Source organism: Legionella pneumophila subsp. fraseri (genome assembly GCF_000586315.1).
GTDB lineage: Bacteria > Pseudomonadota > Gammaproteobacteria > Legionellales > Legionellaceae > Legionella > Legionella pneumophila_B.
The window spans coordinates 136,917-159,236 of sequence record NZ_KK074225.1 but is presented as its reverse complement, the minus strand read 5'-3'; the positions used below and the strand labels follow the sequence as shown (position 1 = coordinate 159,236).

Sequence of the window (22,320 nt, the reverse complement as noted above, 5' to 3'; positions counted from 1 at the left end):
GCAATGCAGATTTAAATTTTAGGGATGTCAGGATGCTCTATATCTGACTCGCTTTCTCCATCCTCATCATCATTCTCTTTTGCTGATAGTTTTCTGGAACCCAACGTTCTTGGAGAAGAGGATAGAGATGAAAAATGCTGAAGCTCCTCTGGGAACACTTCCTCTATTTCCTCTTTTTTTCCCGTTCTTACCTTTTCCTTGAGCCTGTCGATATTGACTGATAACCCCACCAGTACATCCTCAGTTGATTCATGTACCGGTTTATACTCCTCTGAATCCGCAGAAATCGGCGTCTCAGCATCTATTGGCGGTAAAATAAACTCATTATCGATTTGCAAAGAATCTTCTATTTTTTCTTCTTCCTCATGACTTAAAGTTGGTTTGTTATCTATATCCTGTGATTCGGTACTCTCACTTGGGGTCGATTTTAATTTATTGTAGAGCCAGATAGCGGTTGCTTTAACTAATGGCGCGCTTACCCTGGCCACGAAATACGCTCCGCCCAAAATGGCTATTCCAGCCAACATTCCTCCACCAACTGGCGGGAAAAATAAAGTCACAGCCAAGGCTGCAATAGTAAGCGCAGATAAAGCAACCGCGACAGTCCTGTCAACAACCTTCATTGTATCTAAATTTTTGATTTGTTGTTCTAATTGCAACTCGTCGTTTTTTAAACCCTGAATTTGTTTTTTCTGCCTGTTATAGTCCTCCTGGACAACTGATATTTCATATAAAATAGCTGCTATCTGTTCTTCATTGTCAGCGCTTTGTAAAAGGGATTCTAAATGCTTGGCTTTATCCTGAATTTTCAGCATTTCATCCTCTTCTCTTATTATCTCCGCTTTTAACTTTTTCCTTTCCCTGCCTAGTTGATAGCGTTCGTAAAGAGTTTTTCCTAATAAAAACGTACCTACACCGAAACTTAAGCCTGCTGCAACAAAAGCTATATAAGGAGCTGCTACCGGAACTGCCAATGCGGTTATTGTCAATCCTAACAATACTGCGGAATAAAGCCATTTTGCATTATTACTCAAATTAACAGGCACCTCTTCGTCTACCAAATAAGCTGATAAATAAATAATAGGAATGCGCAGAAAATCAAACCCGGCCATGGCCACACCGCCAAAGGCAAAACCGTGAGCTAAAGATTCTTTGCCCGGGGTATGGGATATACTAGTGATTCGCTCACCAATTTTGACAGCTACGTCACCTGTGTCATCAATCGTTTTTAAAAATTTTGACAGCAAAGGAATCCGTTTTGTTGCTTTTTTTAATAGTGATGCTTTATCTAAAGGAGTCAACGGATATTCAATAGGAAGTTGCATCGACTGCAACAGCTGAAGAGTCTTTTCTATTTCAAATTTTCTGAATCTTTCGTCTTTTGTAATTCCCATGATAATGACTCAAGAAAAGTATCGATTTAATTTAAGTATATCAATTCATAATTAAGAAAAGATGACATCGATAATTCTTTCTTGCTAATTAGCCCAGATTTCAACTATATTTCAAATTATAATAAATAAAATAAAACATGATGGTTAAAAAAGCTCTATATTTGGCAGGTGGTGGTGCTCGAGGCGCTTATCAAGCAGGCGTACTCAAGGCAATCGGTCATATTTTACAAACCAAAACGCTACCTTTTGACTTGGTAAGTGGTGTCAGCGTAGGCAGTGTCAATGCGGCCGTACTTGCTGAAAATGCGAATGATTTTCCTGCTGCCTTGGATAAACTCGAAGCCATTTGGGGTGAAATTCATTGCCAACAAATCTACAAGGCCAGTAATTACGAATTGAGTAAATCCGTAATGCGTAATTTAAGCACCTTGATTATCAAACAACGTCAATCAGGGCATTTGCTTGATACAACACCATTACGGCAATTTCTGGAAGAAAGCATTGATTTCACACGAATTGAACAAAATATACAAGAAGGATACCTCGATACTTTCGAAGTCTTAAGCGCCTGTTATGAAACACATCAAACCATCTCTTTCTACGCTCATAATCATTCAGAATTTGAAGATTGGAATTATCCCCGTCATAGCAGCCAGCGTGCCGTGATCAACGCCCAGCATATTCTGGCATCAAGCGCCTTACCATTGTTCTTTCCTCCTGTCAGCCTCAATGGATTCCATTATGGTGATGGAAGCATAGGCTTGGTCGCCCCCCTTCGCGGTGCTATTCGTTTTCAAGTGGATAGAATTCTCATCTTAGGTACCAGGGAATTGCCCGAGTTTACTGATCCAGAGACCTTGCGCAATGGTGAAATTGCTTTCGCTCATATTCTAGGCAATATGATGAATGGGCTTTTTCTGGATAATCTGGATAGAGACATTGAGATGGTCAATCGTATGAATGAAATAGCGACACTCTTATCCATGTGGAAAAAACGACGCTCTCCCTGGAGACCAATCTCAACCCTGCATTTACGCCCAAGCCGGGCAATGGCCTCAGTAGCCCAAAGCCATTACGCCAGCATGCCAGTATTGCTTCGATTTTTATTAAATATTATGGGGGCCACGAGTCATTCCGGTGATCTGCTTAGCTTTTTACTTTTTGAAAAAGAATTTACTCGAGAGTTACTGGAATTAGGATATCAGGACACCATTGCAGCAGCCGCAGAAGTCAGCGCTTTTTTTAGTTAGCCAGAGTTTGGTTGCAAAAGCACATCAAACCGTTATACAAGCGTCCAATTTAAAAGGATCGCAATTGCTCTAAGATTTCCTTGGTAGAAGGCATGATATTATTCCATATAAAGAATGCTTCGGCAGCTTGCTCAACTAGCATACCTAATCCATCAGCTGCTTCACACCCTCCATTACGAGCATATTGCACAAAGGTAGTGCTTGTTTTTTGATTATAAGCCAAATCATAACAAAATGGTTTATGGGATAACGCTTCTTCAGGTAATACAATGATTTGACCCGACAGGCTCGCAGAAGTGGCATTGATGATTAAATCAAAGGACTCCGATAATTCATCTAAACTTGTGACATTAACTTGAGGAAATTGGTGCTGTAATTCTTCCGCTTTTGCCAAAGTCCGATTAGCAACAATTAATTTTAACGGTTTCGTTTCCAATAAAGGTGAAATAATCCCCCTTACAGCTCCGCCAGCGCCCAGGATCAGAATTTTTTTACCTTTTAACTCAAGAAAGCGGGATAAATCACGTATCAAACCAATACCATCGGTATTATCAGCATAAACTTGATTTTCTTCCATCCAAAGAGTGTTTGCTGCACCAGCCAGGGTACATCTCTGTGTGTGTACTGTAGCTAATTCATAAGCACGTTTTTTATAAGGTAAAGTGACATTAAGTCCCGTGCCACACTGGATAAAAAAATCAGATACTTGCTGTTCAAACTTGATATCATCCCCCAGGATTTTTTCATAAATCAATTCAATTTGGGTTTGTTGGGCAAACATTTGATGAATAAGAGGAGACAAGCTATGTGCAATTGGATTACCTATCACTGCAAAACGATGAAGCACAAAAACTCCTTTATGCTATAGGTTTCATTGGTTTTCTTATTATAAACTTTTCTCACACAACAAGCACATCAATCCACGTTTATCTTAAATTGAATCCTGATAGTCAAGCTGAAAAGTTAATTAAAGAGTTTTATGCGCTCCATTCGAGCAAATAAGAAGATAAAAATCGCTTCAGGCGTGCTGAGTTTACCTGTAGCAAAATCCAGCACGCTTCAATTCGCCTTATCTTTCCTCAACAACCAGACTCTTATCTACAACTTCACGCAAATCCCGTGATAAATCCAGTTTTGTAAGCTGCCCTAATTGATTCAGGATTAACTTTTGTCTTGGCTCATCATAACTTCGCCAGCGAGTAAAAGGGGTAGCCAATCGTGCAGCGATTTGAGGATTTAGTTTGTCCAGTTTAATCAACACCTCGCTTAAAAAGACATATCCGCTACCATCCAACGCATGGAAATTTCTAGGGTTAGCCATACAGAAAGCACCAACCAGTGCCCGAACTTTATTTGGATTTTTAATACAAAAAGCAGGATGGTGAGTTAATTCTTTGACATGATCCAATGTTCCTGGCAGCTCACATGCCGCTTGCATGGCAAACCACTTATCCAGAACCAACTCATTATGGGACCATTGTTTATAAAATCCTTCTATGGCTTCATTTCGGTGAGATTCCCTGGAACAATTGACTAATAGGCTGCAACTGGCAATTTGATCCGTCATAGTACGAGAGGCTTTGAATTGTTCTCGGCATACTTCTAAAGCATCCGATTCTTTTGCTTTCATCATCAACCATAAACAGACATTTCTTAATTTTCTGCGTCCATAAGCTTGGCCATGCATGCCATGATCTTCTACTTCCCATAATGCTTTATAAAGATCAGATGCCTTTGTGTATAAACCTAATCCCAATTGTTGACGGAAATAATCTCGTACTGACTCAACCTTGCTGACATCAACCCACTTCATTGTAGCTGCTACCTCTTCAAATCCAGGGGGAGTCAGCAATTCTGCCCGTAGATCCATATCAAGAGACTCATCGTGCAGAACATGCTGAAAAGCAGCAACAAGAGTTTCAGGCACTTGCCATTCACTGGCTGGTAATTTCAGGTTTTCGTTGAGACAGTTAAGAACCAGACGTTGTGCTGCATCCCACTTGGCATATCCATCCGTTTCATAACGCAATAAAAATAACAAATCATCCTGTGCCAGATCATCATAAATTTTCACAGGGGCTGAGAATTCTCTTAATAGTGAGACAACAGGCTTTTCATTTAGCCCGGAAAAAATAAAACGTTGTTCTTTCTCTTTTAACTCCAGAAGCTCATTTTCTATGGGAATCATTTCCCCTTTCAAATCAAATAATGCCATGCGGACCGGGATATGAAATGGTTTTTTCTCATGGCATTCAGGAGTAGAGGGACAATGTTGTTGCATAGTAATTTCTAATCGCCCTTCTGAAAAATGGCTTAACACACGCACTTCAGGTGTCCCTGCCTGGCTATACCAAAGTTTGAATTGTGTTAAATCGACTCCGTTGGCATCTTCCATGGCAGCAACAAAATCATCAATGGTTACGGCATGGCCATCATGGCGTTTGAAATAAAGATCCATGCCTCGTCGAAACCTCTCCTTTCCTAACAAAGTATGTTGCATGCGAATCACTTCTGCGCCTTTGTTATATACTGTCGCCGTATAGAAATTATTAATTTCCTGATAGGATTCAGGTCTTACTGGATGCGCCATACTCCCTGCGTCCTCAGGAAATTGAGTACTACGCAATACTTTAACGTCCATAATCCGATTAACATCACGGGAATTCATATCCCGGGAAAATTCCTGATCCCGAAATACAGTCAATCCTTCTTTCAAACTTAACTGGAACCAGTCACGACAAGTCACACGATTTCCTGTCCAGTTATGGAAATACTCATGACCTACTACACCTTCAACATCGGCGAAATCTTGATCCGTAGCTGTTTCGGAGCGAGCAAGGATGTATTTGGAATTAAATATATTCAACCCTTTATTTTCCATCGCCCCCATATTGAAATCGCTCACCGCAACTATCATATAAATATCTAAATCGTACTCACGGCCATATACCTCTTCATCCCATTTCATGGCCTTTTTTAATGACTCCATGGCATGAGAGCACTTGTCTTCATTCCCTGGCTCCACATAAATACGTAAATCAACGGTCTTCCCGGAGCAAGTAATAAAACTGTCTCTAACGCAAGCTAAATTACCGGCTACCAAAGCGAACAAATAAGAGGGCTTCTTGAAGGGATCCTTCCAAACCACCCAATGACGTCCATCAGGAGTTTCCCCGGCATCCAGTAAATTACCGTTAGACAATAAAATCGGATATTGCTTTTTATCAGCGGTAATACGTGTAGTAAAAGTTGCCAGGACATCAGGTCTATCCAGATAATAGGTAATTCGTCTGAAACCTTCTGCCTCACATTGAGTACAAAACAAATGATTAGAACGATAAAGTCCTGATAATTGAGTATTTTCTTGTGGTTTAATACGAGTCACTATATTAAGGATTATTTCATCAGGGCATTGCTCTATAATAAGGGCGTCTTTAGTCAAAACATACTCAGCGGGTTCTAACTGGCGGCCATTTAAGTGCAAAGCAATTAACTCCAACTCTTCACCATACAAATGTAATGCGCCATCCTTTTGACGCGTTAATTTAAGGGTACTGTTCACTAAAGCATGGTCATCATACAAATCAAAATTCAATTCCACAGTCTCAACTGTGAAAGAAGGAGATTGATAATCCTTCAAATAAATGGTCGTGTCTGGCATAGTCATTGCTTCCTATAAAAAAAACGAATAAGTTTATTGATTTATGTATTAAATTAAATGGTTAGTCTACTATACTATGAATTAAAAGAAGTAATTTTTGCTTTTATACAGGAAAGAGTAAAAAAAGACTCACATTATATCCTTCTCAGGGTTAAGTAAAAGGGGATGGCGCATGAATACACAAGATTTTTTAGCGGGTTATACCAAACGATTTGTTGATAACAAAGAAGAAGACATGAGTTTGGACGAGTATCTGGAGTTGTGCAAAACGGACCCGACAGCATATGCCAACCCAGCAGAACGTTTGCTTATGGCGATAGGCGAACCTGAATTGATAGACACTCGGCATGATCCGGTTCTATCACGAATTTTCTCAAATAAAATAATCCATCATTATGAAGTCTTTGAAGATTTTTATGGAATGGAAGAACCCATTGAGCAAATCGTTGGCTTTTTGAAGCACGCTGCTCAAGGTTTAGAAGAGACAAAACAGGTTTTATACCTTTTAGGGCCTGTTGGTGGCGGTAAATCTTCCATCGCAGAAAAATTGAAAGACTTAATGGAAAGAGTTCCTTTTTATGCAATAAAAGGTTCACCTGTCTTTGAATCTCCGCTGTCATTATTTAATCCCTTGGAGGATGGCGAATTGCTTAGAGACCGCTTTGGTATCCCAACGCGCTACCTACGCTATTTAATGTCCCCTTGGGCCGTCAAACGATTACAGGAATACAATGGCGACATCAGCAAATTTCGGGTTATTAAAGTCAAACCTTCTCGACTCAAGCAAATTGCCATTGCAAAAACAGAACCTGGTGATGAAAACAATCAAGACATTTCTTCTCTGGTCGGTAAAGTTGATATCCGTAAACTGGAAGAATTTTCCCAAGACGACCCTGATGCTTACAGCTACTCTGGGGGCTTGTGTCGAGCCAACCGTGGGCTTTTGGAATTCGTGGAAATGTTTAAAGCGCCGATCAAAGTTCTCCATCCTTTACTGACTGCCACACAAGAAGGAAATTACAATGCAACAGAAGGACTGTCAGCTATTCCTTTTGAAGGAATTATACTAGCCCACTCCAATGAATCAGAGTGGCAATCCTTTAGAAACAACAAAAATAACGAAGCGTTTATAGACCGAATCAACATAGTCAAAGTACCTTATTGCCTGCGTGTTTCTGAAGAAATCAAAATTTACCAAAAACTAATTCATAACAGTTCTTTAGCCAATGCGCCTTGTGCACCTGGTACCCTGGATATGCTGGCCCAATTTTCTGTATTAACCCGTTTAAAAGAACCACAAAACTCCAGTATTTACTCCAAAATGCGTGTATATAATGGGGAGAGTTTGAAAGATACTGATCCCAAGGCAAAATCCTATCAGGAATACAGAGATTTTGCAGGGGTTGACGAAGGTATGAGCGGAATATCCACTCGGTTTGCCTTTAAAATTCTTTCAAAAGTATTCAATTTCGATCACACGGAAGTGGCAGCAAACCCTGTTCATTTAATGTATGTTCTGGAACGCCAAATCGAGCAGGAACAATTTCCTCAAGAGTTACATGAAACCTACTTGAACTTCATTAAGGAATATTTGGCAACCAAATACGTCGATTTTATAGGCAAGGAAATTCAAACCGCTTATCTTGAATCCTATTCTGAGTATGGGCAAAACATATTCGACCGTTACATTACCTACGCTGATTTCTGGATTCAAGATCAGGATTATCGCGACCCGGATACTGGCGAGATATTTGACCGAGCCTTATTAAATCTGGAACTGGAGAAAATCGAAAAACCGGCAGGGATCTCCAATCCTAAAGACTTCCGTAATGAAGTAGTCAATTTTGTACTGCGCGCTCGAGCAAATAACCGAGGCAAAAACCCTGTATGGAATAGCTATGAAAAACTAAAATCAGTCATTGAGAAAAAAATGTTTACCAATACTGAAGATTTGTTACCCGTTATTTCTTTCAATGCCAAAGCATCTGAAGAAGATAAGAAAAAACATGAAGAGTTTATCTCTCGAATGGTAGAGAAAGGCTACACACGAAAGCAAGTCCGCTTACTTTGTGAATGGTACTTGAGAGTAAGGAAGTCACAATAATAGGTAGCATAATTCATAACGTGACAGGTTATGAAATACAGTCAGGGTTATAAGTAACTATCTGAAGAGAATAAAATGGAACCCAAACTCAGATATCGCTCATAGCCTGACTAACAAAAAACTTACCTGCAGAAGGTGTGGAGCTAACAATTATGTCGCAATTAATTGATAGACGACAAAATGCTGGAAAAAAAAGCACGGTTAATCGCCAACGTTTTTTACGCCGTTATAAAAGCCAAATTAAAAAAGCAGTTTCTGAGGCTGTCGGAAAACGGAGTATTACTGAAATTGACCAAGGCGAACAAATCACTATACCAGCCAAAGATATTTATGAGCCTCAATTCCATAGAGGCCATGGTGGCCATATCGAACGTGTACTACCTGGAAATGATAACTTCATCGCCGGAGACAGGATAAAAAGGCCCGGCGGTGGAGGTGCTGGAGGTGCTGGAGGTAACGCCAGCGATAGCGGTGAAGGCGAAGATAATTTTGTTTTTGAATTATCCCGCGAAGAGTTTTTGGAGCTCTATTTTGAAGATCTGGAATTACCTGATTTGGTAAAAAAGGAATTAGCAAGAATCAGCACTTATAAAACAGTAAGAGCTGGTGTAACCACCAGTGGAATACCTAATAATATTAATGTCCTTCGTTCAATGAAACAAGCAACAGGACGTCGCGTCGCTTTAGCCTCCCCCTATAAAAAGCGCTTAAAAGAGGCTGAAGAAGAACTTGAACGCCTGAAGCAATTAGCCAATTCGGACAAACTAGACATTTTGAAGCTTGAAAGAGACATTGAGTTTTTCAAAAAAAAGATACAGACCGTACCATTTATAGACACAATCGACCTGCGTTATAATCACCGTGTGCGAGTGCCATCACCTTCCACACAAGCTGTGATGTTTTGTGTGATGGACGTATCAGGCTCCATGGATGAAGCTAAAAAAGATATTGCGAAACGCTTTTTCATCTTACTCTACATGTTTCTTACCAAAAATTACGAAAAAATTGAATTGGTTTTTATCCGCCATCACACCTCAGCCAAAGAAGTTAACGAAGAGGAATTCTTTTATTCACGCGAGACGGGCGGCACCGTTGTTTCGAGTGCCCTGGAGTTATTAAATACCATCATTGAGGCACGCTATCCTCCTCAAGCCTGGAACATTTATGTTGCCCAAGCATCCGATGGCGATAACTGGAATGCGGACTCTCCTTACTGCCAGGAGTTGCTACAGGAAAAAATTATGCCTTTATTGCAATATTTTGCCTATATTGAAATTATGCCCCGCCATCATCAAAGTTTGTGGGAAGTATATCAACAAGTAAAAGAACGTTATCCTAATTTTGCTATGGAAAATATTGATAATGTCGCTGACATTTATCCTGTATTTCGCGAATTATTTAAAAGGAAAACGGTATGAGAAAAAAGCCTCTATCAACTGGTGCAGAATGGACTTTCGAGTTAATACAGGCCTATGATCGCGAAATCGCACGCATCGCCAAAAGCTTTAATTTGGATACCTATCCAAACCAGATTGAAATCATTACCGCTGAACAAATGATGGATGCTTACTCTTCAGTAGGCATGCCCATCGGTTACCACCATTGGTCTTTTGGCAAACATTTTGTCAGTGTTGAGAAAAGTTATAAAAGAGGACAAATGGGTTTGGCGTATGAACTAGTAATTAATTCCAACCCATGTATCTCTTATTTAATGGAAGAAAATACCATGGCTATGCAAGCCTTGGTTATCGCTCACGCATGTTATGGTCACAATTCTTTTTTTAAAAACAATTACTTATTTAAAATGTGGACTTCCGCGGATGCTATTATTGACTATCTGGTATTCGCCAAGAAGTACATCAGCGATTGTGAAGAGCGTTACGGCATAGATGCTGTGGAATCAGTGCTTGATGCTTGTCATGCCCTTATGAATTACGGTGTTGATCGTTACAAGCATCCTGCACCCTTATCTATCCAGGAAGAAAAAATTCGACAGCAAAACCGTGAAATCTACATGCAATCACAAGTTAATGAATTATGGAGAACCATACCTTTCAGTAAGCAAATCGATAAAAACGGGCAAAAAAAACGCTTTCCAGAAGAACCTCAGGAAAATATTCTCTATTTTATAGAAAAAAATGCCCCTCTATTAGAGCCCTGGCAAAGAGAAATAGTGCGTATAGTAAGAAAATTGGCCCAATATTTTTATCCTCAGGGACAAACTAAAGTGATGAATGAAGGCTGGGCCTGCTTTTGGCATTATACTATTTTGCATGCCTTGTATGACGAAGGTTTAGTGACCGATGAATTTATGCTGGAAATACTGCAAAGTCATACCAATGTCATCATGCAACCAGCCTATAATAGCCCTTATTACAATGGTATTAATCCATACACCCTTGGCTACCATATGATGCAAGACATCAAACGAATTTGTGAAAACCCAACAGACGAAGATAAAAATTGGTTTCCCTATCTCGCGAATACCGATTGGCTCACAAGCCTTGATACGGCGATGCGCAACTACAAAGATGAAAGTTTTATCGCTCAATACCTGTCACCAAAACTTATACGAGATTTAAAACTGTTCCATATTGTTGATGACGACCGAAACTCTGAATTATACATCAATGCCATTCACGACGAATGGGGATATCAGCAAATCAGAGAAGCATTATCCAGACAATACAATCTGGGTTATCTGGAGCCTGATATTCAAGTCTACTCCGTTGATTTGCAAGGAGATCGTTCTTTGACTTTAAGGTACTCCCAACAAAACAGAGTACCACTTGGAAGCTCAACGAATGAAGTATTAAAGCACTTACATTATTTATGGCAATTTCCAGTCATATTACAGGCAGTTGATGGGGAAAATAAAATCACTGAGGAATTTAGTTGCCCACCCCCTAATAAAAATAAAACAGCGGAAACTAATTGATTGCCTTATAGAACTGACTCAAAATAGCTATTAGTTTCCTATTATAACTAAGGGTCAGTATCTATCCTTTTTCTTCTCCTTAATTCACTGCCCTTGATGTGCTGCCAACTACCCGATCTAATGACTGCTCCTGATGCGATCTTGCAGCAACGAAGCAACTTAATCTGGCTACTCCTTAGGCAATACCTTTCATTGGAGCAATGCGCATTTTTGCTTTCCTCCTTTCGGCAACAGCAATATTGAGGCAACGATGCAATTTACATACTTATTTGGACATGGCTTCGGCAACAGGTATTTTGAGGCAATTCGGCTGTGGCAATAGAAATACTCTCCTAATAATTTCTTAATAATTTTGTACTATAATTTGCCATAACCAATCTTTGGAGTCACTGCCATGCCTTTAACTCAAACCCAACGCCTGATTAATACCTACGGTGCTTCACTTAAAAATGGAACAATCTCTAACGAAGAACTGATTAATTTGCTGGATCCAAACACTTTTACAAAATCAGAAGGTTATGTTGATCCCAATGCTCCGGTTTCAGACTCCAATCATAGTAAAATGGATGCAATAAAGGATTTTGTATTAACCATCGGCCTGACTTTAGATTCTGAAATACTTCACCAATTAACATCTCGAATGATCGAATTATCGCCACCCGGAGATAGAAACACATTTATGAGAGGCTCTAGTTTAGAAAAAGCTTTCTTAGCTTTTGAAATGGCTCACTACCCAACAAAAGCAGAGGAGCATTTCAACTCGACAAGAGTGAGAACAGAATTCCCAGGCGAAAATGATATAGACAATCTTAAAGCAGTTATTTTGAACCCAATCATTGCTTTTTTCCAATCGCCTCCCGGAACCGATGAAAAATTAGAAAAACTAATCAAATTATGCACGGATTATAAAGAGCACTTGAAACCCTCTCTAACCGACGACGCTAATAATTTAGTAAATAAAAAACATGCGATTGTTACAAACATGCTAGCCGCTCTCACTGACAGCACAGCCCCAAATAGCGCAACAAAAATTAAAAATATGGAGCAAATACTGACTGAAGAAAACAAAGCAACCTTAAAAGATCGCCGAGATTCATTTAGTGGTGCTAGATTTCTAGAAAGTATCCTGCACATAATAAGTCTGGGTATTTATTCAAAACTGACCAAAGGCACTTTTAAATTTTGGAAAAGCCATGGCGAGGCTCTCTCCGATAACATTGAAGAAGTTAGTAAACAGCAGCCTGGCATGAAATAAACATCAATCGATATCAATAAACTAACTTTAAAAAATAGCCTCTCAAAAATATTTAAAATTTATGAGAGGCATTAAAACAGTTACTCGGAAGCGAGTTCAATAGCGAACGCCACAGCCAGTTTGGAGAAGTTGGTCATATGTTCCAAATTCAATAAATCCATTTTATCAGAAGAAGTATGGATGTATGGATTGTGATCAGCGAAACTGGTTTCGCATGGGAAAGCAGCAGGGATGTCTTCTTCATTCCAGGAAGCATGATCACTGCAGCCATAACCACATCGTGAATAATCTACCGGTACGTGAATATAATGATCAATTAATTTGGCCAAATAATTACTTAAATTCTTATCTGTGTAATCAGTAAATACCCACATCGTTGGATCATTGGCATCATTTCGATAGCCTGTCATGTCAAATTGCACTACAGCCTTCACTGGAATTGATTGTTCCTGAAAGTGTTGAACGACGTGTTGTGAACCAACCAAACCTCTTTCTTCAGCAGCATACCAAATAAAATAGATGGGGCGCTTAAATGTCGCTTTAGATGACATGATAACCCGTGCTGCTTCCATAATACTTGATGAGCCACTACCATCATCACCAGCGCCAGGCATACGACCATCAAGAGTATCCATATGAGCACCAATGACAATAGCGGGAGCCTGGATGTCTTTGCCAATCACGGTAACCAGAGAAGGTTGTTTGTACCACCCGGTTTTTACAAAAAAGGTCGAAGTGTCAGTTCTGCCATACTCAACTGCCATCTGTTCAAATCTGGATTTTAACCAATTGGCCGTTTCAACACCTGTATCCTTGGTTGCAGAGCGATTATAATAGGAAGTCAGATGAGTCAAAGTTTGCCATATGTTGTCAGAGACTACTTCTTTTAACGCTGCATTGACTTCTTCTTCATGCTTGATTTCATAAACGTCTTTATGTAATTTGAATACACCAAACGGTTTAATGAGCTTTTTTTGCAGTAACTTTTGAGCAGATTGCTGTTGGTTTGCCGCCAAGGTTCCTGTTAATTTGTGACTCACATTCACAAAATGACCACAATTTACTTTATCAGCCAGAATAGTCAGAGTCTCTACATCAGATGATGAGACATCAATAATTTTGAACTCTTTGTTCTCGGCTAAAACCTTATGGGGTATGGTTATTTTTGCAGCAAGGCATTGTGGAACTTGCAATTGCTCATGAACAGGCGACGTCGTTGCAAAACATGAATTACTGGCGAGTATTAATCCTGATGTGATACAGGTCATCCATTGGTTAAAACGCATATCCTCTCCTAAGTTATTTAAATCGTTTTTGATACTACCTGATGAAACGAATATTGCAAACAAACTTTATTGTTGAATTGCAACAAAGACAAAAAATATCTTTTTTGACATTAATGCTATTGATAATCATTTTCATTTGGTATAAAGTTCTGCATTACGCATCAATGAGCAAATATACTACAATGAATATAAAAAATATACCTATCAAGCCCCAAAAAATCCCTTATTACTTGTTTCTTCTTTTACTGACGACAGGAGCAAGCCTGATACTTGGCTTTTTAAGCTTTGGAGGCATGTATGCTCTTTTGCCCGCGCTGCCTTTAGCTTTCGCCGGTTTTGCATTATCAGTAGCTTATGAGGGTGAAATCTATTTACAAAACATAAAAGGCGCTCTTAATAAACTGTTTAAATTTAACTATCTTAAGAATTACCTGGCCAAAGAGTATTTGCTCACTCATTTTCCAAAGACCGACGAAGAAAATTGCCCGCAATTTTTCAAAGATTATAAAAGACAGTTAGAATTATTGGGCGAATTTGGTCATAAAGAACTCAATCAAGACAGTAAAAAAAGAAAGCGCCAAATTGAAAAAACACTCTCGGACATGGAAAAGTGGTTTGCCCTGCAATTGTTTTCAGATAAAAACAATCCATCCCCAACCCCATCCAAATACACGAAGGACCTACTTGACTGGCTTGCTTTAAATAAGCAAGACGAATGGATAAAACGATGGGAAAAGCGTCATTTTCAATTTCATATTGTTAAAGGTTTTAGTGTGGTTGCTGGCCTTTTCATGGGGCTGGGAAGCACCTATCTTATTGTTGAAGCCTTTACAGTAATTCCGTTTTTTGCCGCCATTCCATTCGCATTGTGGCCCATTATAATCCTTCCAATGGCTATCGTCGCAGGGGCTGCTTATGGAATGCTGACCTATAATGCTGTTACCGATATGATCAACAATAATACGGTTGTCAAATGGTATAACAAAATTCGCGATGACTTAAGTCAAGGTTTAACTTTACGCAATGTGTTTATAGCAACTACTGCTGTTTTTCTTGTTGGACTGGCACTGGCCCTAACCGTCTGTACTGCTGGAACATGGTGGACGATTGCTACAAACGCCCGCCCTTTATTTGACTGGATGAAAAAAATGCCCAGTTTTATTATGGGGGTTATCAATCCGATTATAACTGGTGCTTCGGCTATCGTCTTTAACATACAAAACACGGCTGAATCACTGGATATGGTCGATGAAGCAACTCGTAGCAATAAGAACATATTCCAAAAAATTTACGAAACAATAAGCAATGGATATCAACACTTACGTGAAACCGAAAATTGGTTACAAATAGTTAACCCCTTTCGCATTCTTTTAAAATTAACCATCACCCCTCTGCGTATTCTTCTGTTTATGGGGCATTTGATCAGCGTTGCAGTCACATCGGATCGTATGCCGGGAGTACCGCAGATTCTCTCCGCACTCGTTGCCATTATTAGCGAAGGTTTTGAAGATGCCCACTATTTTATTGGACACAGTCATGAAGAAGAACATGATGAAGAATACGAACACCATAACCGTCAGCGATTTGAAAAACTCCTGAAAGATCGCCTGGATCCTGAGTCAGGACATGATCATAATATGGATATTCCTACCTGGATATTAAAAACTGTTGCTTCACCCCTATATGGCCTGGCAGCACTCTGGGATTTTTCTGCCAGCAAACTCAATCCTTCTGAGGAAAATCATACCAGGAATTTGCCCTCTGCCAAAATACCTCCCACGTTAAGTCTTAGAGAAGCATGGAATAAACAATGGGGAGTCGCCAAAGAATTCGATGTTAAATTAAATGCTAATGCCGAACGCCCATCTCAGGAATGGCAAGTTGAGCATGCGGTTGCTCGAATAGAGAAATTTCAAAGAAAGCATCTTAAAGACATCGTTATAGGTCGCGAATTGGCCGATAAAAAGATCGTCGCGCTCAATCAATTAAAAGAAAAAATACATCATCCTGAAAAAGGTGAAACATTGAGCGAAACTCTGGAACAAGCTAAAAAGCAATCAGACTACAATCAACATAGACTATTTAGCCAAAAAGGGGAAAAAACCCGCACACAAATTTTCATTGAAGAACTTCCAGAACGCGTCAATCTCTCTCATGGCCAATGATAGTGATTACCAATAAGTACCTTAAAAAGCAGTAAGGAGTTCAGTTAATGATACTCCTTACCAGAGATAAAATATGATGTACTCTTAACTCAACAAGTTTTTCAGTCCTTCCAGATGAGATTTGGCCAGTTTTTTTGATTGCTCTTCACAACGCTCGCCGCCTTTCCCAAACCACTCCAAACTCTCTTGAGGCAATTCATCCAAAAATCGGCTTGGAACACAATCTTGCAGTTCTCCAGCACGACGTCTCTGCTTGGCTAGAGTAAAGCATAACCCCTTCTGCGCACGTGTGATCCCTACATAAGCCAATCGTCTTTCTTCTTCAATTTGATCATCATCAATGCTCACTCGATGAGGTAATAATTCTTCTTCCATCCCGACCAAATAAACAAAAGGAAATTCCAAACCTTTGGAGGCATGCAATGTCATTAATTGGACTACATCACTTGAAGATTCATCGGATTGCTCCAGTATATCGATTAATATTAATTTATTCACCACATCAATGAGGGATTGTTCAGGCTCCTTACTCAACAAGCGATTAACCCATTCTAAAAGCTCCCATACATTGTCCATTTTTTTTTGTGCCTTGGCGGGAGAATCGCATTGTTCATAAATATAAGCTTCATACCCAATATCTTCCACCATTTGCCTTAAATGCTCCAGAACGGAACCCGAACTAATGCGTTTTTTAATGTCTTCCATCCACAATTTGAAATCATGGAAAATAACTCTCTGTTTCTCTGCAACGAACTCAGACAAGGCCAAATGATCTGACCCATGATATAAACTTATTCCTCTGGACTGAGCATAGCGCCCCAGAGCATCGAGACTGGTTTCTCCTATACCACGTTTGGGAGTAGTAATCGCTCGTAAAAAAGCGGCATCGTCTGCTTCATTACAAAGCAATTTAAGATAGGCAAAAATATCCCTGACTTCTAACTTGGCAAACCAGGACTGGCCTCCACTAATGTGATAAGGAATACCGTGATGTCTTAACACCTTTTCAAATATTCTCGCCTGATGATTTCCTCTATATAAGACAGCGTAATCGTTATAACTTGTCCGGTTACGTAATTTATGGCTTATTAAATCCGCGATCACATGTTCCGCCTCATCCTGCTCATCCTTACAGCTAACAACTCTTAATAATTCCCCATGCCCCAAATCACTCCATAATTTTTTTTCAAATAAATGTTGATTATGCGCAATCAGATGATTGGCAGCATGTAAAATTCGGCTGGTTGATCGGTAATTCTGTTCTAATTTAATAATCTTTAACCGAGGAAAATCTTTTTGTAACTGTGCCAAATTCTCTGGCTTGGCGCCACGCCAGGCATAAATCGACTGATCATCATCACCTACCACCGTAAAGTGAGCACGAACCCCTACCAGTTTTTTTACCAGAAGATACTGGCTAGTGTTTGAATCCTGATACTCATCTACCAACAAATGGCGAATTTTATTCTGCCAATATTCCAACACATCAGCATGATCATTCAATAGACCGACAGGTAACCGAATAAGATCATCAAAGTCCACTGCATTATATGCCTTTAATGCTTCTTGATAGCGTGGATAAATTGTTAAAGCCTCGTCACATAAAAGAGTTTCCGGAGGATTTTGAAGTATTAATTCAGGATTTAATAAATTATTTTTCCAAAGAGAAATTTGTTGTTGAATTTTGAGGATAAAGTCTCTATCGGTTGCCTTATTAACAGGTAAAAAACCCCGCAAAATTTGTAAACAATCTTCGCTGTCAAAAATAGAAAATCCTGGTTTCAAATCGCATCGAGCAACATCACGCTTGATGATGCTTAAGCCTAGTGTATGAAATGTCGCAACCTTTAATCCCCGCCTGTTTGCAGCGGGTAAAAAGGCAGAAACCCTCGCACGCATTTCATTCGCAGCTTTATTTGTGAAAGTAACGGCACAAATGGAGTTGGCATTATAACCACATGAATTAATTAAATAACCAATTTTTTGGGTAATAACTCTGGTCTTACCGCTTCCAGCCCCAGCAAGTACCAACAAAGGCCCATCAATATATTTCACCGCAGCCATTTGTTGGCTATTCAACATACCTATTCCCGTTCAAAAAAAAGGCATTATCACCCAGGCTTTCTTTTTCAGGCAAGAATTAATTGATAGAACGCTCTACATCAAACTCGTCTTCGTTGTCACACAGAATATACTCTGGTTCTTTTTCTATTTCTTTAATTTCTTCTATACCAAACAGTAATTTGTCTATTGTTTTAAACAAGGGGAAAAGTAAACTGTTATTTTTCATAATAACTCCTTACAATTTTAAAAAGGGGGTTTTTTAAGGATAGTCGATGAAATCAATTTCTCCAGGAAAATTGAAAAATAATTAAGATACGCTGGTTATAGAAACTACTACTTCCCCTATAAGATTTTGTTCAAAATAACTGGATTCAGAAAAAGCCTGAGATGAACATTTTATGATAGAATAGGCAAATTTGTGTTATAGGTTTGAAATGAAAGAAGCAGACACCTTACAGCGTTTTATTTTTGAACATGCGAATATCCGTGGCGAAGTCGTTCATATTGAAAAAACATTTCAAAATATTATGAACCAACGCGATTACCCACCGATGGTAAAAAACCTTTTAGGTGAAGCGTTAGTTTCTTGTTTACTCCTGACAAGCAGTATTAAATTTGAAGGAAATTTAAGCCTGCAATTTCAAGGTGACGAAAGATTATCCCTATTACTTGTTCAATGCGATCATAATTTAAATATAAGAGGCTTTGCAAAATGTGCAGAGGGTCTTGAAATTGCTGATTATGCGACCGCGTTTCTTCAAGGTCGAATGGTCATTACTATAAGTCAGGACAACCAAACTCAAGCCTATCAAAGCCTGATACCTATTCAATCCACTTCCATGAGCGAAAATCTGATGGCTTATTTTGCCCAATCAGAACAAATTGCTACTCGCGTCTGGTTGGCTGTCAATGAAGAGATGGCTGCAGGTATGCTATTACAACTCATGCCAGGTCAAGATACCATTCAAAGAGAGCAATTTTGGGAATATGCCGTTCAGCTGGGACAAACAGTTACTGAAGATGAATTGCTGACCATAGACAATCAGACACTACTCTATCGTCTTTATCATGAAACAGAATTAAGAATATTCGAAAGCCGCACTACTCGTTTCCAATGCCGCTGCAACCAGGAGAAAATGAAACAAGTCATTGCTATCCTGGGAGAAGAAGAAGCGAATGAATTAATTAAAGAAAAAGGACAAATAGAGATCACTTGCGATTTTTGCAATCAAAAATACACTTTTGATTCAATCGACGTTACTTTGCTATTTCGCAAATAAAACGAGCCTGTGTTTACTGCATAGTCAAATCAGTATCTGCCAGAACTCCACATGTTGACTGACTAAACTGCATATACTCCCCTCTCATGGCTTGTAGTACTTGCTGCAAAGTAATAAATTGCTCACTTAACTGCAAATACAAATTGGCCGTTTGATTCTCCTCAAGCTCTCCAACAGTCAAATAAGCCGCTTGCCCCATGTCAGAAAAATAACTCAAACTCACATGGCGTTTTTTAGCGATACCTGGAAATAATCCACAAAACAATAAGCTTTTATCCCCCACATCCCTTAATAATTCGACTTGTAGCTGGCGAGGTTTGCGCATGGATTCAAGAAAATCAAGTGCAACAACAGATTCGATAAGTTTTGTGCCCTGAGAAAAGCGCATCAGCAAAAAAACCAGATAACTTTCGGTGTTTTCATTCAATATCAGCCTGGTAGCTGCTTGCGCTTCATTAACCAGGGCATGCCATTGGCTAATATCAGTGGGATGTAATATTAGTTGTTTCATAAATACCCCCCATATTTACCTCTTACTATTAGTCTAGCAAACAAATACCAATTGTTTTCCATGACTAATATAATAATTCCTAATGCATTTTTATGATTAAATCAAGGATTTCTTATCTTGGGGTAGATAAATCATAAGAAAACCAACACTTAATTTAAGATTGATATGGTATTTGCCGAAAACGATTGAGTGCCAAGCCTTCATGAAATTCGTTGCATTTCAAATGAAGGCCTTCAACATGTCCTTGTTGCAAAGGACACTAAATATTAAGCTTCTTCCATTCTGACCAGGTACCTGAATATCCCATGAGAGATTGACGAGCAAATTCATAAAAATGAATCAAAAATTGCAATCTTTGCTCATAATAAGGAGTTAATTCAGGGACTTCACGATTGGTCACCATCAAATTATAAAAAGGCGGAATGGAAGCTTGTCGCGCGATAATTTCCTCAAAGCTAACCCTGTCTGCATTCTTTAACATATCAAACATGGCGAAAACGGTTGTCGTGCGCCCTTTTCCCCCCCGGCAATGAACATGATACCAAGTGTCTTCCGGATTATTTTTTATCAGTGCCACAAGAGCATCCACTTCAGAATCTAAAGGAGCACGGTGATCGGATATAAAAATGCGATAGTAATCAAATCCTTTTTTATATACATAATATTCTTCATTTTTTACAGTGCTCACCACCATCGATTTGCCGTGAGAATATTGTTTGGCCACATATTGCGGCACTGTTAAAACACCGTTAACAATTTTTCTGGATCTTAAGCTAGCCAACCAGTTTTCCTGGTCGAAAGTACTCTGGCTATTGGACTTGGCCAAATTTATCCAGTTATATGCGCTAACCAAGGTAATTGCTCTGCCATTGAGATAACCATGACTCTCCTGGCGAAGATCAAGCACTATGACTTTTTTTGATTCAGCCCCCATTTTTCTGGAAATGTACTCGGCAATCGCCTCCCAACCCTTTTCACTTGGTTGTTCGCTTCCTGACAAATGAAACTTGTTAATTCCTGTGACATTGCCACCGTAAACGTCAGCGATTGATGAAACCTCTCTATATCTAATGACAGGTGAAAATTGGGTTTTACTGTCTTGAACAATACACGGATTTTCAATAGTTGAATCGCAAACACTGGAGGAAGCTAATTTAGAGGCATAACTTTGTATTGATAATAACATCAGCATTACCACTTTAAATCCTTTAAAGCTCATAATAAATCCTTTTCCAAATCCCTATAGATGAACGGATGCATTCTATGTAAAAGATTTTTATTATTCAAGCTGCTTTACCATTTCAGAAATGAAATCACAATCCTTAATATTTTCCTGCCAAATCATTCTATACTTTATTGAACAGCTCAAATCAAACCATGTCCGTTGGGGATAGACCATGAAATATCGCAAATTGGGAAAGGTTGGTCCTGATGTTTCTGCATTGGGCTTTGGATGCATGGGATTATCAGAGTTTTATGGCAAACCCGCCCACTTTGATGATGCGGTTAAAATTATTCGCAATGCTCATGACCAATACCAGGTTAATTTCTTTGATACGGCCGATATCTACGGAAAAGGTAAAAATGAAGAATTAGTTGGCAAAGCCATAAAACCTTTCCGTAACCAGGTTATACTTGCAACGAAATGCGGAGTAGTAAGGACAGGTTCTGATGATGAAATGAGTGTCAATAATTCATCTGCCTATATCAAAGCAGCCTGCGAGAAAAGCCTAAAGCGCTTAAATACCGACTACATCGATCTCTACTATTTACATCGTTATGACCATCAAACACCAATTCAAGAAGTAATGAGGGCAATGCAGGATCTGATTGATCAAGGGAAAATTGGTTACATTGGATTGTCTGAAACTGATGCCGATACCATTCAGGCAGCTCATGCCGAAGTCAAGGACAAACTGGTTGCTGTTCAAACCGAATATTCCCTTCGAATTCGGGCACCGGCGACAGCAGTTTTGGGGACCTGCCGCGAATTGGGCATTTGTTTTGTTGCCTATTGCCCCATAGCACGTGGTTTCCTAAGTGGTCAAATTAAGAAAACCAATCTTTTAGGGAAGAATGGCTTTGATTTCAGAGTTAATGTTCCGCAATTCCAAGCCGAAAATTTTGATCAAAATCTCGGTTTAGTCAATGATCTTGAGGTCATTGGAAAAAGAATAGGTTACACACCAGCGCAATTATCATTAGCTTGGTTATTAGCACAAGGAGAAGACATTATTCCCATTCCAGGAACCTCCAATCCACAGCATTTAGCAGAAAACATGCAAGCGATTGATATCTTTCTAACCTCTGAGCAAATGGAGGATTTGGAAAATGCCTACAAAAATAATCCTGTTGCTGGGAAACGATTATCCAAGGAACTGATGGCAGCCTTTCATTTAAGAGAATAATCTC

At 39.3% G+C, this 22,320-nt stretch carries 16 protein-coding genes; 8 read left to right on the top strand and 8 right to left on the bottom strand.

Annotated features, from left to right (window positions below):
* Positions 1–11: 11 nt before the first annotated feature.
* The gene (locus CC34_RS0112305) at positions 12–1,394 is read right to left on the bottom strand and encodes an AAA family ATPase (RefSeq protein WP_027228764.1); all 1,383 of its coding nucleotides are present in this window, start codon (positions 1,392–1,394) and stop codon (positions 12–14) included.
* A 137-nt stretch (positions 1,395–1,531) separates the two neighbouring features.
* Here CC34_RS0112305 and CC34_RS0112300 point away from each other — a divergent pair, with 137 nt between their 5' ends.
* A complete protein-coding gene (locus tag CC34_RS0112300; protein ID WP_027228763.1) occupies positions 1,532–2,644 on the top strand; it encodes a patatin-like phospholipase family protein in 1,113 nt (370 codons plus the stop codon).
* A 49-nt stretch (positions 2,645–2,693) separates the two neighbouring features.
* On the opposite strand, the gene aroE is transcribed toward CC34_RS0112300, so the two are convergent.
* The gene (gene aroE / locus CC34_RS0112295; protein ID WP_028379592.1) at positions 2,694–3,491 is read right to left on the bottom strand and encodes a shikimate dehydrogenase; all 798 of its coding nucleotides are present in this window, start codon (positions 3,489–3,491) and stop codon (positions 2,694–2,696) included.
* A 222-nt stretch (positions 3,492–3,713) separates the two neighbouring features.
* Positions 3,714–6,305, bottom strand: a complete 2,592-nt coding sequence (gene pepN, locus CC34_RS0112290) for an aminopeptidase N (RefSeq protein ID WP_027228761.1) — start codon at positions 6,303–6,305, stop codon at positions 3,714–3,716.
* A gap of 172 nt (positions 6,306–6,477) precedes the next feature.
* Here pepN and CC34_RS0112285 point away from each other — a divergent pair, with 172 nt between their 5' ends.
* The 4 genes from CC34_RS0112285 (at position 6,478) to vipE (ending at position 12,602) form a co-directional block, all read left to right on the top strand.
* The gene (locus CC34_RS0112285; protein ID WP_027228760.1) at positions 6,478–8,409 is read left to right on the top strand and encodes a PrkA family serine protein kinase; all 1,932 of its coding nucleotides are present in this window, start codon (positions 6,478–6,480) and stop codon (positions 8,407–8,409) included.
* A gap of 152 nt (positions 8,410–8,561) precedes the next feature.
* On the top strand, positions 8,562–9,827 hold the full coding sequence (locus tag CC34_RS0112280) for a YeaH/YhbH family protein (RefSeq protein ID WP_027228759.1): 1,266 nt from the start codon (positions 8,562–8,564) through the stop codon (positions 9,825–9,827).
* Positions 9,824–11,347, top strand: coding sequence for a SpoVR family protein (locus CC34_RS0112275; RefSeq protein ID WP_027228758.1), 1,524 nt, complete (start codon positions 9,824–9,826; stop codon positions 11,345–11,347). Before CC34_RS0112280 ends, CC34_RS0112275 begins: the two co-directional genes overlap by 4 nt.
* Before the next feature lie 394 nt (positions 11,348–11,741).
* Positions 11,742–12,602, top strand: a complete 861-nt coding sequence (gene vipE / locus CC34_RS0112270) for a Dot/Icm T4SS effector VipE (RefSeq protein ID WP_027228757.1) — start codon at positions 11,742–11,744, stop codon at positions 12,600–12,602.
* Positions 12,603–12,682: 80 nt separating this feature from the next.
* Here vipE and lapA read toward each other — a convergent pair whose 3' ends face one another.
* Positions 12,683–13,888 (bottom strand): aminopeptidase LapA, encoded by a 1,206-nt coding sequence (gene lapA / locus CC34_RS0112265; protein ID WP_027228756.1) that lies wholly within the window; start codon positions 13,886–13,888, stop codon positions 12,683–12,685.
* Between the two features lie 182 nt (positions 13,889–14,070).
* Here lapA and iroT point away from each other — a divergent pair, with 182 nt between their 5' ends.
* Positions 14,071–16,053, top strand: a complete 1,983-nt coding sequence (gene iroT, locus CC34_RS0112260; protein ID WP_028379591.1) for a T4SS effector ferrous iron transporter IroT/MavN — start codon at positions 14,071–14,073, stop codon at positions 16,051–16,053.
* 84 nt (positions 16,054–16,137) lie between these two features.
* Here the strand turns inward: iroT and CC34_RS0112255 are convergent, their stop codons facing one another.
* Both CC34_RS0112255 and CC34_RS1000000117570 read right to left on the bottom strand, forming a co-directional pair.
* Entirely contained in the window at positions 16,138–18,135 is a 1,998-nt protein-coding gene (locus CC34_RS0112255; protein WP_028379015.1) for a UvrD-helicase domain-containing protein, read from the bottom strand.
* Between the two features lie 58 nt (positions 18,136–18,193).
* Positions 18,194–18,343 (bottom strand): hypothetical protein, encoded by a 150-nt coding sequence (locus CC34_RS1000000117570; protein WP_162839344.1) that lies wholly within the window; start codon positions 18,341–18,343, stop codon positions 18,194–18,196.
* Between the two features lie 208 nt (positions 18,344–18,551).
* Between CC34_RS1000000117570 and hslO the strand changes: the two genes are divergently transcribed.
* A complete protein-coding gene (gene hslO / locus CC34_RS0112245; protein ID WP_028379590.1) occupies positions 18,552–19,397 on the top strand; it encodes an Hsp33 family molecular chaperone HslO in 846 nt (281 codons plus the stop codon).
* Between the two features lie 13 nt (positions 19,398–19,410).
* Here hslO and CC34_RS0112240 read toward each other — a convergent pair whose 3' ends face one another.
* Positions 19,411–19,908, bottom strand: coding sequence for a hypothetical protein (locus tag CC34_RS0112240; protein WP_028379589.1), 498 nt, complete (start codon positions 19,906–19,908; stop codon positions 19,411–19,413).
* A gap of 259 nt (positions 19,909–20,167) precedes the next feature.
* Positions 20,168–21,127, bottom strand: a complete 960-nt coding sequence (locus CC34_RS0112235) for a phosphatase domain-containing protein (protein ID WP_028379588.1) — start codon at positions 21,125–21,127, stop codon at positions 20,168–20,170.
* Between the two features lie 178 nt (positions 21,128–21,305).
* On the opposite strand from CC34_RS0112235, the gene CC34_RS0112230 reads away from it, so the two are divergent.
* The gene (locus CC34_RS0112230) at positions 21,306–22,316 is read left to right on the top strand and encodes an aldo/keto reductase (protein ID WP_028379011.1); all 1,011 of its coding nucleotides are present in this window, start codon (positions 21,306–21,308) and stop codon (positions 22,314–22,316) included.
* The last annotated feature ends 4 nt before the right edge of the window (positions 22,317–22,320 follow it).